This is a genomic window from Micromonospora sp. CA-259024 (assembly GCF_050936255.1).
Lineage (GTDB): Bacteria > Actinomycetota > Actinomycetes > Mycobacteriales > Micromonosporaceae > Micromonospora.
This window is the reverse complement of sequence record NZ_JBNJND010000001.1, coordinates 1014457-1028616: the sequence shown is the minus strand read 5'-3', so window position 1 is coordinate 1028616 and position 14160 is coordinate 1014457. Positions and strand designations below refer to the sequence as shown.

Here is a 14160-nt window from a genome sequence, read left to right as displayed (position 1 = left end):
GAGTCGTCGCACCAATCAGGTTCGAAGTCGTGCGGAGTCGCCACGGTGCCGCGCCACCGCTGTCGGCGGATCAGCGCTGGGCGGGCAGTCGCAGGCCGGACATGCCGCCATCCACTGCGAGAGACGACCCGGTCACCGAACTGGTCGTGGGCGACGCGAGGTAGACGACGGCGGCGGCCACCTCGTCGGCGGTCACCAGACGCCCGGTGGGCTGGCGGGCGGCGAGCTGCCGTTTCTCCGCCACCGGATCGGTCGCGCCGGCGAGCAGGCGGGCCACCCAGGGCGTGTCCACCGTACCGGGGGCGACACAGTTGACCCGGATCCCCTCCCCCACCAGGTCGGCGGCCATGGCGAGGGTGAGGGCGTGCACGGCCCCCTTCGACGCCGAGTACAGGGCGCGTCGAGGCAGGCCGACGCCCGCCGCGATCGAGGAGACATTGACGATCGCCGCGGACGACGACCGGCGCAGGTACGGCAGGGCGACGGCGCTCGTTCGGGCCACGCCGGTCACGTTGACGTCGAGCACCCTGCTCCACTGCTCGTCGTCGTTGTCCTCGACCGTGCCGACGGCGGAGATGCCGGCGTTGTTGACCAGGATGTCGATCCCGCCGAACGCCTCCGCGACCGAGGCGACGGCCCTGCTGAGGGAGGACCGGTCGGCCACGTCGGCCCGGACCCCGTGCACGTGAGGATCTCCGGGCAGGCCCGACACATCCAGGTCCAGCACGCCCACCCGGGCACCGGCGGCCACGAACGCCCGTACGCAGGCGTCGCCGATTCCCGAGCCGCCCCCGGTCACCACCGCCACGAGGCCGTCACACCGCATGCTTCTCTCCCTTTCCGAGTAGGTGACGCACCGCCGTCGGGACGGCCGTGCGGTCGAGCGCGTCCAGGCCGGTCAGCCCCATGCCGGCCCGTCGGGGTACGCGTACGTGGCGAGGCTCTCGGGACGCATCTCGGCGGAGAACCCGGGAGCGGTGGGCGCGACGTAGTGCCCGTCCCGGATCACCACCGGATCGACGAAGTGCTCGTGCAGGTGGTCGACATATTCGACGACCCGGTTCCGCGTGGAGCCGGACACCGCCACGACATCGAACATGGACAGGTGCTGGACCAGTTCGCAGAGGCCGACTCCCCCGGCGTGCGGGCAGACCGGCACGCCGTACTTCGCGGCGAGCAGCAGGATGGCGACGTTCTCGTTCACGCCGCCCACCCGGCACGCGTCGATCTGCACGACGTCGACCGCGCCAGCCTGCAACAACTGTTTGAACACCACCCGGTTCGCCACGTGCTCGCCGGTGGCGACCCGGATCGGCCCGCCGTCGGGTGCGCTGGTCGCGAGGGCGGAACGGATCGCCGCGTGGGCGAGCACGTCGTCGGGGCTGGTCGGCTCCTCGATCCACCACGGGTCGTACGGCGCCAGCTCCCGCATCCGGGCGACCGCCTCGGCGACGTCCCAGCGTTGGTTGGCGTCGACCGCGATCCGGATGTCCGGGCCGACCGCCGCGCGGGCGATCTTCATGCGGCGCACGTCGTCGGCGGCCTCTGCACCCACCTTCAGCTTGATCTGGGTGAACCCGTCGGCCACCGCCTGCTTGGCCAGCCGCACCACCGTGTCGTCGGGGTAGCCGAGCCAGCCGGGCGACGTGGTGTACGCGGGGTAGCCCCGCTCGGTCAGCCGGGCGATGCGGTCGACCCGACCCGGCTCGGCCGCGCGCAGGATCTCCAGCGCTTCGTCGGGGGTGAGGGCGTCGGTGAGGTACCGCCAGTCGACCAGATCGACGATCTGCTCGGGGCTGAGGTCGGCCAGGTACCGCCAGACCGGTTTGCCCGCTCTCTTGGCGACCAGGTCCCACATCGCGTTGATCACCGCTGCGGCGGCCAGGTGCATCACGCCCTTCTCGGGGCCGAGCCAGCGCAGCTGTGAGTCGTGGGTGAGCGAGCGGGCGAACGCACCGAGGTCGACGGCGTCCGGGTCGAGGCCGACCACGTACGGCACGAGCGCTTCGATCGCGGCCCGGCAGACGTCGTTGCCCCGGCCGATGGTGAAGGTGAAACCGTGCCCGTCCGGGCCGTCGTCGGTTCGCAGCACCAGGTACGCGGCGGAGTAGTCCGGGTCGGGATTCATCGCGTCGGAACCGTCGAGGTGACGCGAGGTGGGAAATCGAACGTCGTACGTGTCGACGGAGGTGACCACGGCCATCAGGCGCTCCTGAGCGTGTTGCGCTGCCGCCCGAGGCCGTCGATCTCGACCTCCATCACGTCGCCGACGCCCAGGTACGGGAACCGACCGGAGAGCGCCACCCCCTGCGGGGTGCCGGTGTTGATGACGTCCCCCGGGTCCAGGACGGTGTACTGCGACAGGTGCCAGACCAGGTACGCCACGTCGAAGATCATGTCCTTCGTGCTGGAGTCCTGCCGGCGCTCGCCGTTGACCCAGGACCGCAGCCGTAGCGCCTGGGCGTCGCCGACCTCGTCGGCGGTGACCAGCCACGGGCCGAGTGGTTGGAACGTCTCGCAGGACTTGCCCTTCGACCACTGGCCGCCGGAGACGGCGAGTTGGAAGTCTCGCTCGGAGACGTCGTTGGACAGCACGTACCCGGCGATGTGCCCGAGGGCGTCGGCCGGTGAGGCGAGGTAGCGGGCCTGCCGGCCGATCACCACCGCCAGCTCCACCTCCCAGTCGGTCTTCGTCGATCCGCGCGGGATCAGGACGTCGTCGTAGGGGCCGACGACGGTGTTGGGCGCCTTGTAGAAGATGATCGGCTCGGTCGGTGGCTCGGCGCCGGACTCGGTGGCGTGCGCGGCGTAGTTCTGCCCGACGCAGAGGACCACCCCGGGGCGGGCGATCGGCGCGCCGACCCGCTGACCGGTGACGTCGATCTCGGGCAGGTCGGTGGCTTCGCGGGCCCGCTGGATGCCGTCGCCGGTGAGGAACTCCCCGTCGATGTCGGCGGTGAGCGACGAGAGGTCGAAGTGCCGTCCGTCGACGTACAGCACGGGACGTTCCTGCCCCACGGGCCCGACGCGCATGAATCTCACGAACCAACCTCCAGTGCATAGGTGCGAATTGCGGTGCCGGCCAGGACTGCTGCTCGTTCGGTGGGCGACAGCTCGCCCAGGCAGGCGTCGAGTGCCGTCCACGCCTCGGCGTACGAGGCGACGAGGTCGCAGACGGGCCAGTCCGAGCCGGCCATCAGCCGGTGCGGGCCGAACAACTCCAGCGCGGTGTCGACGTACGGCCGAATGTCGGCCACCCGCCACCCGGGGCCAGCTTCGGTGAGCAGCCCGGAGAGCTTCGCGACGACGTTGTCGCAGCCGGCCAGGTCGCGTACCGCCGTGCGCCACTCGACGAGGCCGTCGGCGGCGATCCGCGGCTTGCCCAGATGGTCGAGGACGAAGGTGGTGCCCGGCGTGGCCCGTGCCGCCTCGGCACAACTGACCAGCTGTCCGACATGGACGACCAGGTCGAAGGTGAGGCCGGCGGCCCCGATCGCCGCGAGGGCGGCACGCACCTCGGGGCGGGCCAGATGCCCGGGGTCGGTGACGGACTGCACCTGGTCGCGGATGCCGACCAGCTTCGTCGCGCCCGGCAGGTCGCGGTAGCCGGCGAGGGTGGCGGAGATGGCCGGGTCGGTGAGCGACGCCCAGCCGACCACGCCGGCGATCCGGGGCGTGGTGGCGGCGTGGGCCAGGAACTCCCCGGTCTCCTCGGCGTCGCAGCGGCCCGCCTCGACCAGCACGGTCGCCGTCACCCCGGCCTCGTCGAGCCGGGGTACGAGATCCGCGATGGTGTAGTCGCGCCGGATCGGCTCCAGGCCGGGTGCGGCGAGCCAGGGGTAGTCAGCGGCCCACAGGTGGTGGTGCGCATCGATGATCATGGCGTCGGCACCTCCCTCGGTAACAGGCCCTCGGCCTTGAGGTCGGCCCACAGCGCACCGGGAACGTCCCACTCGAACATCGCCACGTTGTCGGCGATCTGTTCCGGGTCGCGGGCGCCGATGACCACGCTGGCGACCGCCGGGTGGCCGAGTGGGAACTGGATCGCCGCGGCCCGCAGCGGCACGCCGTGCCGCTCACACACCGCGCGGATCGCCGCGGCCCGTTCGAGCAGGTCCCGGCCGGCCGGGGCGTAGTCGTAGGGGGCACCCGGCGTCGGGTCGGCCAGCAGGCCCGAGTTGTAGACCCCGGCAGCGAGGACCGAGATCCCCTTCTGCTGGCACAGCGGCAGCAGTTCGTCGAGGCCGGACTGGTCGAGCAGGGTGTATCGGCCGGCGAGCATGAAGCAGTCGAAGTCGCCGGCGTGGGCCAACTCGACAAGCGCCGGGGCCTGGTTCATCCCGGCGCCGACCGCGCCGATCTCGCCGGCCTCCCGCAGCTGCGCCAACGCCGGGTACGCCCCGGTGACCGCCTCGGCGAGGTGATCGTCCGGGTCGTGGATATGGGCGATGTCGATCCGGTCCAACCCCAACCGGACCAGGCTCTCTGTGTGGGAACGCCGCACCCCGGCGGCGGAGAAGTCGAACCGCGGCGCGAGATCGGTCGGCTCGGCCCAGAACTCCTGCCGGTCACCACCGCCGGGGACGAGCAGCCGACCCACCTTGGTGGACAGGGTGAACGCGTCGCGCGGCTTGCCGGCGAGCACCGCCCCGGCCCGCCGCTCGGAGAGGCCGCAGCCATAGAGGGGGGCGGTGTCGAAGTAACGCAGTCCCAGATCCCAGCCCGCCTCGACGGTGGCGTGGGCGACCTCGTCACCGACGGCGTCGAACATTCCACCGATCGGGGCGAGCCCGAGCCCGAGCCGGGTCACCGCCACGTCGGTACGCCCCAGGGTCACCTGGTCGGTGGCCTTCACGCGACAACCCCCTGCCCGTCGTGGATGAACCGGATCACCGACTGGCTCATCCGGTCATAGTCGTGGTCGTTGTCCAGTTCGCCGACGATGGCGAACTCCCGCATCACCGCGATCCGGTCGGCGAGGGTGACCATCTCCGGCAGGTCCGACGAGATCAGCAGGATGGCCATGCCCCGCGCGGCGAGGCCGGCGATCAGCTCGTGGAAGGCCGCCTTGGTGCGGACGTCGATGCCGACGGTGGGTTCGTCGATGATCAGGACGTCGCAGTCGGCGGCCAGCCACTTGGCCAGGCTGACCTTCTGCTGGTTGCCGCCGGAGAGCTGACCGGCGAGCTGGTCGGGTGAGGCGAGTCGGATGCCCAGCCGTTCGGTGTACTCGTCGACCAGCGCCCGCTCCGCCCGGTCTCGGACCAGCCCCAGTCGGGCGAGCCGGCGCCACACCGTCACCGCGGTGTTGCGGGCGACGTTCTGGTCGAGGAAGAGGCCCTCCTCCTTGCGGTTCTCGGTGACGTACCCGATCCGGTACCGGTGCAGGGCGTCGCCCACGTCCCGGATCCGGGCCGGGCGCCCGTGCACCCGCACCTCACCGGCGGTGATCCGGTCGAGGCCGAGCAGCGCCTTGGCCAGTTCACTGCGGCCGGCGCCGACCAGCCCGTACAGGCCGACGATCTCACCGGGACGGACGGCGAGGCTGACATCGTGGTGGCCTGCGGTGGTCGCGACGCGATCGAGCGCCAACGCCGGTTCGGTGTCCCCGGCGACGGTGCGCGCGGCGAGGTGCACCTGCTGGTACGCCCGCCCGACCATCAGGTCGACGATCTGCTCGCGGCTGTGGTCGGCGAGGGACTCCCCCTCGGCGACACTGCGCCCGTCACGCAGCACGGTCACCGTGTCCGCGACCGCGAAGACCTCTTCCAGCTTGTGACTGACCAGCACGGTGGCGTGACCCCGCTCCGACAGTCGACGCACGATCCCGTAGAGCCGGTCGGCCTCGTCGTTGGTCAGCGACGCGGTCGGCTCGTCGAGCAACAGCACGGTCGAGTCGGCCGACAGCGCCTTGGCGATCTCGACCAGCTGCATCTGGGCCACCGACAGCCGCGACACCGGCAGGTCGGGGTCCAGGTCGAGGTCGAGCAGGTCGAGGCAACGACGTGCCTCGACGCGCAGCGCCGCGCGGTCGAGCAGGCCGGCGCGCCGGGGCAGGTGTTGCAGGCAGATGTTCTCCGCGACGGTGAACGCCGGGATCAGGTTGCGCTCCTGGTGCACCACACCGATGCCGGCCCGCTGGGCGTCCTGCGGGTTGCCGAGCTGCACCGTGCGTGGCTGGCCGTCCGGCCCGGGCAGCCGCAGTTGCCCACCGTCCGGCCGGCAGACGCCGGTGAGGATCTTGATCAGGGTGCTCTTGCCCGCGCCGTTCTCCCCGAGCAGCGCGTGCACGCTGCCGGCGGTCAGGGTCAGCGTCGCCTCGTCCAGGGCACGCACCCCGGGGAACGTCTTGACCAGTCTCTCCGCGGACAGCACGACGCTCATCGCGTACCTCCGGAGAGCTTGTCGCGGAACTGACCGAGCAGTACCGCGCCGAGGACGACCGCGCCGATGATGAGGTCCACCCACCGCCGGTTGATGTCGAACTGCGACTGGCTCACGTCGACCAGCCGCACCAGGAATGCCGCGAGCACCGTGCCGGTCACGCTGATCATGCCGCCGGCCAGGGCGACCCCACCGATGATCGGCGCGGCGAAGCTGGGCAGCAGCAGGTCGTCACCGATCGAGGCGTTCACCGAGCCGAAGGCGGCCACGACGATCACGGCGGCGAACCCGGCCAGCAGTCCGGACAGGGTGTGGGCCAGCACGAGTGCCCGGTCGTTGGAGATGCCCGACAGCCGCGCGGCGAACGGGTTGCCGCCGGAGGCGAGCAGGTGCCGCCCGGGCACGGTACGACGGAAGAAGAGTGCCGTCGCGACCGCGATCGCGACCGCGAGCAGGAACACCACGGGCACGCCGGCCAGGGACGCCTGCCCCAGCTCCCGCAGGCCCGGCGAGTAACCCTGGTAGGTGCCGGTGCCGTTCACCCCGTACCGCAGCCCTTCCAGAATCGTCATGGTGGCGAGGGTGACGATGAACCCGTTTATTCGGGTGAAGATCACCAGCAGACCGTTGACCAGTCCGACGACGGCGCCGAGGGCCAGCGCGGCGAGCACCGCGACCGGGGCGGGCAGCCCAGCGTCGATCATCAGCCAGCCCGAGGCCACCGCGCAGAACCCGGTGAGCACGCCCACCGACAGGTTCATCTGACCGACGGCGAGCACCACCATCTGGGCCAGACCGATGACGATCGGCAGGGCGAGGAAGCGCAGGAACGCGTCCAGGGTGCCGGCGGTGAGCAGGTTGAAGTCGGTGGCGACCGCGAGCGCCGCGAACCCGAGGGCCGCGATCACCGCGAGGGTGAACTCGTTGGTCCGGATCACGCTCCTCATGACGTCGACACCGCCCTCCGCTCGGCGATCACAGCCCGGAGCCGGTCCAGCGACAGCGCCGCGAGCAGGACCAGTCCGATGTAAAGCTTCAGCTCCTCCAGGGAGAACTGCAGCAGGTTGAGGCCCTTGTAGATGACCTGGGTGAGGGTTGCGCCGAGTGCGGTGCCGAGAACGCTGACCGCGCCGCCGGCGAGCAGTGTGCCGCCGAGCACCGGGGCCAGGAACGACGGCAGCAGGAACGACTCACCGATGGTGGCGGAGAATGCGCCGTTGTTGGCGGCGAGCAGGAAACCGGCCAGCGCGGCGAGCAGCCCGCTCAACGCGTGCGCGGCAATGACCCGGCGGTGCGTGGGGATGCCGGAAAGCTTGGCGGCGACCGTGTTGGAACCGGTCATCAGGATCTCCCGGCCCAGCCGGGCATGCCGGAACAGCAGACCGACGCCGAGTGCCGCGGCCGCGGCGATCGGCACGACCAACGGGATCCGGGGGCCACAGACCTCCCCCATGCAGTAGTCGGCGAAGGTGTCGAAGCGCAGGGCGGACAGCCCGGCCGGCTGCCCCGCGAACGACACCCCACCGGTCGCCCACGTGTAGAGGATCGTGACCAGACCCAGCAGCCCGAAGTCGAGCGCGAGGGTCACCACGAAGGAGTTCACGCCGGTCTTGGCGATGAGCAGGCCGGCGAGCGCACCGATGCCCGCCCCGACGGCGAGACCCACGAGCAGCCCGACCAGCAGGGGTACGCCGAGCCGGTCGTAGGCCAGGCCCATCGCGAAGGTGGACAGCGCCGCCATCCGGCCGACGGCCATGTTCATGTGCCCGAGCGAGAGCACCGCGAGCTGGGCCAGACCGACCACGACGTACACGCTGATGTCAGCCTGGAGCGGCGCGAGCGTCAGACGGGTGTCGAGGAACGCGGGGGTCAGGGACGAGAAGAGAACGACCAGCACGGCGATGACGATGAGCAGGCCGAGTCGGGGGTTCGCCCAGACCGGCAGGGTCCTGACCGGGGGTCTGGGGTCGGCGGCCGGAGGCGCCTCCGGCGCGGTTTCCGTCTTCACGCCACCCTCCTGTCCTCGATCGCGTCGCGATCCCAGTCGATGCCGAGGCCAGGCTCGCCCGGGGCGAGCGCATGACCGTCGACGATCGCGATCTCGGTTCGGGTGATCGCGCGCAGTTGCGGGATGTGTTCGACGTAGCGGCTGTTCGGTACGGCCGCGCAGAGGCTCACGTGCAGTTCCATGAGGAAGTGCGGGCAGACCACCACGTTGCAGGCCTCGGCCAGGTGGGCGACCTTGAGCCACGGGGTGATGCCGCCGATCCGCGCGACGTCGACCTGGACGATGCCGGCGGCCTGGCGGCGCAGGTACTCGGCGAACTGGCCGATCGAGTACATCGACTCCCCCACGGCGACCGGGATGCTGGTCGCGCGGGCGAGCAGCTCGTGCCCGGTGATGTCGTCGGCCGGCAACGGCTCCTCGAACCAGGCGAGCTGGTGCGGTTCGAGCAGCCGGGCTCGGCTGATCGCCTCGGCGGCGGTCAGTGACTGGTTGGCGTCGACCATCACGTCGAAGCCGTCGCCGAGGGCCGCCCGGACCGCGCCGATCCGTGCGGCGTCCTCGGCCGGGTTCGGCTTGCCCACCTTGAGCTTGACGCCGGGCCAGCCGGCCGCCTGGGACGCCTTCGCCCCGGCGACCAGCTCGTCCTCACTGAGGTGCAGCCAGCCGCCCTCCGTGTCGTACAGCGGGATCCGCTCCTTCGCGCCACCCGCGAGCACCCACAGGGGCAGGCCGGCGGCGTGGGCGCGCAGATCCCACAGTGCCGTGTCGACCGCGGCGAGAGCGAGCGAGGTGATGGCACCGACCGTGGTGGCGCGGGTGGCGGCGTGCAGGTCCCGCCAGATCGCCTCCACCCGGGTGGCGTCGCGGCCCACCAGGTGTGGCAGCAGGTAGTCGCGCAGCAGCGCGAGCACCGCGGTGCCCCCGGTCCCGATCGTGTACGAGTACCCCGTGCCGTGCCCACCGTCGACCGTCCACACCTCGACGAAGACCGTCTCCTGCTTGAGGAACGCCTGCACCGCGTCGGTGCGGACGGTCTCAACGGGAATGTCGACGAGGTACGCCTCAGCCTTCGTGATCGTCGACATCAGTTGCACGCGAGGAGGCCGCCGTCGAACTTCTTCTTCAGCTCGTCGGTGGTCGCGGTACGGTCGGCCTCGTAGCCCTCCAGGTTGTCCTTGGTCACCACGAACGAACCGGAGTCGATCGTCACGCCGGGTTCGGTCATCGTGCAGCCGCCAGCGAGCTTCGTCAGGGCGTACGAGCCGACACGGGCCTGACCGACCGGGTTCTGCAGGACGGTCGCGGCCACCGAACCGGCACGGATTCCGTCGAGGACCGCAGGGTCGTCATCGATGGCGATGACCTTGATCGGGAGCTTCGACTGGCGTACGCCCTCGGCGGAGGCGACCGCCGGGTTGTAGGCGGTGTTCACGATCGCCTGGATCTGACGGCCCTTGGCGGCCAGCAGGTCGGCCACGGCCTTCTGTGCGCTCTGCAGGTCCTTGTCGATGTCGGTGACGCTCTGGATCAGCACCACCTTGCCGCCGGTCTCGGCGACCGCCTTCTCCACGCCCTTGATCCGGCGCTGGGTGTTGGAGTCGACCTTGTTTCCGGTCAGGTGTACCAGGTTGCCCTGACCGCCCATCGCGTCGATGGCGGCCTTGGCGCCCTTGTACGCGGCGACCTCCACGTCGGTGGAGAGGCAGAAGTCGGCCTTGTTGTCCCCAGCCGGGCAGGAGGCCAGGGAGGCGACGGGGAAGCCCTGCCGCTTGAGGTCCTCGAAGGTGGAGTTGATGTTGTCCGGCGAGACGCCGAAGACCCCGAAGGCGTTGTAGCCCTGTGCGGCCAGGGACTTGAGCACGTCGTTCTGTTTGGTCTGGTCCCAGCCTGCGGTCTCGTTGAAGGTGACGTCGCCGAGGGCGAGCTCCGACTTCGCCTTGGTCCCGGCGTCCTTCCAGGGCTGGAAGTACGGGTGTGAGCCGCCGGGCACGAGCGCGATCTTGACCTGCGCCGGTTCCCGACCGCCGGCTTCGGTGTCGGTGGCGGCGCTCTTCTTCGTGCAGGCCACGGTGGTCGTGGCGAGGGCCAGGACGGCGAGGCCCGAGCCGATCCGGGACAGCGTGCTGCGCGGCATGAACGACTCCTCGGGGGTGGTGGTGAGGCGAGGCGGCGGAACCTATTTCCTATAGGATGTTGCTTTGCTAGTGTGTACTCGCTCACACCGGCACAGTCAAGGGGTTGTTGAGGAGACGAGATGGCCCAGCAGGAAGCTCGCGAGGGCCGACTCCGTCCCGCCCGACGACTCACCCTCACCGAGGACGTCTACGAGTCGATAAAGACGCTGGTCATGGACCACATCCTTCCCCCCGGCGAACGGGTCAACATAGACGCTCTCGCCCGGGAGCTCGACGTCTCCCCCACACCGGTACGCGAGGCCCTGGCCCGGCTGGAGGCCGACGGTCTGGTCCGTAAACGTCCGCTCTCCGGCTACACCACCACGCCGCTGCTCAGCCGTGCCGAGTTCGACGACCTGTTCGACGTCCGCCTGCTGCTGGAGGGCGCCACCGCCGGCCGGGCCGCCACCCACGCCTCCACCGAGGCACGGCAAAGGATCAGCGCCGAGGCGGCGGCGAGCATCGACGTGGAGGCCGGCGACGGATACCGCCGACACGCCGCCTTCACCGCGCTGGACGCGAAATTCCACGACCTCATCGCCGAAGTCGCCGGCAGCCCACTGCTGCGGGACACCATCACCCGGCTGCACTCGCACCTGCACCTGCACCGCCTGTACTTCCCGGTCACCGGCGCCCCGGACACCAACACCGAGCACCAGCGCATCGCCGCCGCGATCGCCGCCGGAGACTCCACCGCGGCCACCGACGCGATGCGGGCCCACCTGACCGCCGCCCGGGAACGCCACCTGCCCGCCTTCGACCGGCTCCCCACCCCCGGAGCACCGCCCGACTCGGTGTGACCCGCCCCCGACACATCCGAGGAGCCGCCATGCGCATCGCCCTCTTCATCACCTGCGTCAACGACCTCGCATACCCGGCCACCGGCATCGCCGTCACCCGCGTCCTGCGGCGGCTCGGCCACACCGTCGACTTCCCTGCCGACCAGACCTGTTGCGGGCAGATGCACGCCAACACCGGTTACCGGGCCGAGGCGATGCCGATGGTCCGCAACTACGTCGACGTCTTCGACGACTACGACGCCATCGTCGCGCCGTCCGGGTCGTGCACGGCGATGATCCGCGACCAGTACCCGCGCCTGCACCCACCTGCCGCGTCGGTGGCCGCCCGCACCTACGAACTGTCCGAGTTGCTCGTCGACGTCCTCGGCGTCACCGACGTCGGTGCCGAGTTCCCGGAAACGGTCACCTACCACCCCACCTGCCACGGCCTACGGATGCTGCGACTGGGCGACCGCCCGCTGAGCCTGCTGCGTCAGGTACGCGGGATCCGGCTGGTCGAGCTCGGCGACGCCGAGGAGTGCTGCGGCTTCGGCGGCACGTTCGCACTGAAGAACCCGGACGTCTCCACCGCGATGCTCACCGACAAGTGCGCCCGGGTCCGCGAGACCGGAGCGCGGGTGCTCGCCGCCGCCGACAACTCCTGCCTGGCGCACATCGGCGGCGGCCTCGACCGCCACCGGTCCGGCGTGCGGGCCGTGCACTACGCCGAGATCCTCGCCTCGACGGGTGCCGCCTCATGAACCATCCGGTCGCGCCCGCCACCGGAGGCGGACGGATCCGCACGCCGCTGCCCTTTCCCACCGCAGCCAAGCCGGCCGTCGCCGACACGCAACTACGGGCCAACCTGCACCGGGCCACCAGAACCATCCGCGGCAAGCGCGCCCGGGTCGTCGACGAGGTGCCCGACTGGGAGGCGTTGCGGGACGCCGGCGCCGCGATCAAGGCCGACGTCCAACGCCGGTTGCCCGAGCTGCTGGAGCAGTTCGAGGCGTCCGCCACCGCTGCCGGCGCGACCGTGCACTGGGCCCGCGACGCGGCCGAGGCCTGCCGGATCGTGGTCGAGTTGACCCGGGCCGCCGGGGCGGACGAGGTCGTGAAGGTCAAGTCGATGGCTACCCAGGAGATCGAGCTCAACGAGGCCCTCGAAGCGGCCGGGATCGCCGCGTACGAGACCGACCTCGCGGAGCTGATCGTGCAGCTCGGCGAGGACACCCCGTCGCACATCCTGGTGCCGGCGATCCACTACAACCGGGCACAGATCCGGGAGATCTTCCAGCGCCGGATGCCCGACGCGCCGGCCGACCTGAGCGACGAGCCGGCCGACCTGGCCGAGGCGGCACGCGCCCACCTGCGACGACGTTTCCTCTCGGCCCGGGTCGCCGTCTCCGGCGCCAACTTCGCCATCGCCGACACCGGCACGCTGGTGGTCGTGGAGTCCGAAGGCAACGGGCGGATGTGCCTGACCCTCCCGGAGACGCTGATCAGCGTCGTCGGCGTCGAGAAGCTGCTGCCGACCTTCAGCGACCTGGAGGTCTTCCTACAACTGCTGCCGCGATCCTCGACCGGCGAGCGGATGAACCCGTACACCTCGGTGTGGACCGGCGTCACCCCCGGCGACGGCCCGCAGTCCGTGCACGTCGTGCTGGTCGACAACGGACGGTCCGCCGTGCTCGCCGATCCGGTCGGGCGGCCGGCACTGTCCTGCATCCGCTGCTCCGCGTGTCTCAATGTCTGCCCGGTGTACGAACGGGCCGGCGGGCACGCGTACGGCTCGGTGTATCCGGGGCCGATCGGCGCGATCCTGTCGCCCCAGCTGACCGGCGTGGCCGACAACGCTTCCCTGCCGTACGCGTCGACGCTCTGCGGCGCCTGCTACGACGTGTGCCCAGTGAAGATCAACATTCCGGAGATCCTGGTCCACCTCCGCCAGCAGGCACCGCACCCGCCGGCCGAGCGGGCCGCCATGCGCGTCCTGTCGTGGGTCATGCGCAGCCCGCAGCGATGGGCCGCCGCCCTGCGCCTGGCCCGGGGCGGCGCGGCTCCGCTCGGGGCGTACCGCGAACGGCGCACCGGCGCTCGCACCCTGCGCAGGCTGCCCTGGCCCGCCTCGGCGTGGACCAGGTCGCGGGACCTACCGTTGCCCGCGCCGCAGACCTTCCGGGAATGGTGGGGAAAGCAGTGACCGCACGCGACGAGATCCTGGCGCGGCTCCGGACGGCCCTGGCCGACAACCCGCCGCCGGTGCAGGTCCCCCGCGGGTATCGCCGGGTCGACGACCGCTCCGACCGGGTCGACGTTCTGATCGACCGGTTGGAGGACTACCGGGCGGTCGTCCACCGGGGCATCGACGCCCTGCCCGGCCTGTTGGCCGAGGTCGGTCGGCTCGCCGTTCCCACCGACGTCCCCGCCGACTGGCTGGCCGGATACGGCGGGCGGGTGCATCCCGACGCTCCCCCGCTGTCACCGGCCGACCTCGACGGCATGGACGCGGTCCTCACCGGCTGCGCCGTGGCGGTCGCCGACACCGGCACCATCATCCTCGACGCCGGCCCGGCCCAGGGGCGGCGGGCGCTCACCCTGGTGCCCGACCGGCACATCTGCGTGGTACGCACCGATCAGGTCGTCGGACTGCTGCCGGAGGCGCTGACCCGGCTGGACCCACGCGCGCCACAGACCTGGATCTCGGGCCCGTCCGCGACCAGCGACATCGAACTCAACCGGGTCGAGGGGGTGCACGGCCCCCGCAGGCTGGACGTCGTCCTGGTGGGTCTCGACGACGCAGTCGTCCCCTAAC

At 71.1% G+C, this 14160-nt stretch carries 14 protein-coding genes; 4 read left to right on the top strand and 10 right to left on the bottom strand.

The window, feature by feature from the left end:
* Positions 1-70: 70 nt before the first annotated feature.
* From ACQEUX_RS04170 to ACQEUX_RS04125, 10 genes are all read right to left on the bottom strand, one after another.
* On the bottom strand, positions 71-826 hold the full coding sequence (locus ACQEUX_RS04170; RefSeq protein WP_433041329.1) for an SDR family NAD(P)-dependent oxidoreductase: 756 nt from the start codon (positions 824-826) through the stop codon (positions 71-73).
* Positions 827-898: 72 nt separating this feature from the next.
* The gene (locus ACQEUX_RS04165; RefSeq protein WP_433041326.1) at positions 899-2203 is read right to left on the bottom strand and encodes an enolase C-terminal domain-like protein; all 1305 of its coding nucleotides are present in this window, start codon (positions 2201-2203) and stop codon (positions 899-901) included.
* Entirely contained in the window at positions 2203-3042 is an 840-nt protein-coding gene (locus ACQEUX_RS04160) for a fumarylacetoacetate hydrolase family protein (RefSeq protein ID WP_433041323.1), read from the bottom strand. The genes ACQEUX_RS04165 and ACQEUX_RS04160 overlap by 1 nt, the downstream gene beginning before the upstream one ends.
* On the bottom strand, positions 3039-3881 hold the full coding sequence (locus ACQEUX_RS04155; protein WP_433041320.1) for an amidohydrolase family protein: 843 nt from the start codon (positions 3879-3881) through the stop codon (positions 3039-3041). Before ACQEUX_RS04155 ends, ACQEUX_RS04160 begins: the two co-directional genes overlap by 4 nt.
* On the bottom strand, positions 3878-4855 hold the full coding sequence (locus tag ACQEUX_RS04150; RefSeq protein ID WP_433041317.1) for an aldo/keto reductase: 978 nt from the start codon (positions 4853-4855) through the stop codon (positions 3878-3880). Before ACQEUX_RS04150 ends, ACQEUX_RS04155 begins: the two co-directional genes overlap by 4 nt.
* Positions 4852-6384, bottom strand: a complete 1533-nt coding sequence (locus tag ACQEUX_RS04145) for a sugar ABC transporter ATP-binding protein (RefSeq protein WP_433041314.1) — start codon at positions 6382-6384, stop codon at positions 4852-4854. Before ACQEUX_RS04145 ends, ACQEUX_RS04150 begins: the two co-directional genes overlap by 4 nt.
* Positions 6381-7331, bottom strand: coding sequence for an ABC transporter permease (locus ACQEUX_RS04140; RefSeq protein ID WP_433041311.1), 951 nt, complete (start codon positions 7329-7331; stop codon positions 6381-6383). The genes ACQEUX_RS04145 and ACQEUX_RS04140 overlap by 4 nt, the downstream gene beginning before the upstream one ends.
* Entirely contained in the window at positions 7328-8392 is a 1065-nt protein-coding gene (locus ACQEUX_RS04135; protein WP_433041308.1) for an ABC transporter permease, read from the bottom strand. The genes ACQEUX_RS04140 and ACQEUX_RS04135 overlap by 4 nt, the downstream gene beginning before the upstream one ends.
* Entirely contained in the window at positions 8389-9477 is a 1089-nt protein-coding gene (locus tag ACQEUX_RS04130; RefSeq protein WP_433041305.1) for a mandelate racemase/muconate lactonizing enzyme family protein, read from the bottom strand. Before ACQEUX_RS04130 ends, ACQEUX_RS04135 begins: the two co-directional genes overlap by 4 nt.
* Positions 9477-10526, bottom strand: a complete 1050-nt coding sequence (locus ACQEUX_RS04125) for a sugar ABC transporter substrate-binding protein (protein ID WP_433041302.1) — start codon at positions 10524-10526, stop codon at positions 9477-9479. The genes ACQEUX_RS04130 and ACQEUX_RS04125 overlap by 1 nt, the downstream gene beginning before the upstream one ends.
* Before the next feature lie 120 nt (positions 10527-10646).
* Here ACQEUX_RS04125 and ACQEUX_RS04120 point away from each other — a divergent pair, with 120 nt between their 5' ends.
* The 4 genes from ACQEUX_RS04120 to ACQEUX_RS04105 are packed head-to-tail and all read left to right on the top strand — an operon-like array spanning position 10647 to position 14159.
* Positions 10647-11366 (top strand): GntR family transcriptional regulator, encoded by a 720-nt coding sequence (locus ACQEUX_RS04120; RefSeq protein WP_433041299.1) that lies wholly within the window; start codon positions 10647-10649, stop codon positions 11364-11366.
* Between the two features lie 29 nt (positions 11367-11395).
* Positions 11396-12106 carry a (Fe-S)-binding protein gene (locus tag ACQEUX_RS04115; protein ID WP_433041296.1) on the top strand — a complete coding sequence of 237 codons (711 nt, stop codon included), beginning with the start codon at positions 11396-11398 and terminating at the stop codon, positions 12104-12106.
* Entirely contained in the window at positions 12103-13548 is a 1446-nt protein-coding gene (locus tag ACQEUX_RS04110; protein WP_433041293.1) for a LutB/LldF family L-lactate oxidation iron-sulfur protein, read from the top strand. The genes ACQEUX_RS04115 and ACQEUX_RS04110 overlap by 4 nt, the downstream gene beginning before the upstream one ends.
* A complete protein-coding gene (locus ACQEUX_RS04105) occupies positions 13545-14159 on the top strand; it encodes a LutC/YkgG family protein (protein WP_433041291.1) in 615 nt (204 codons plus the stop codon). The genes ACQEUX_RS04110 and ACQEUX_RS04105 overlap by 4 nt, the downstream gene beginning before the upstream one ends.
* Position 14160 lies beyond the last annotated feature (1 nt).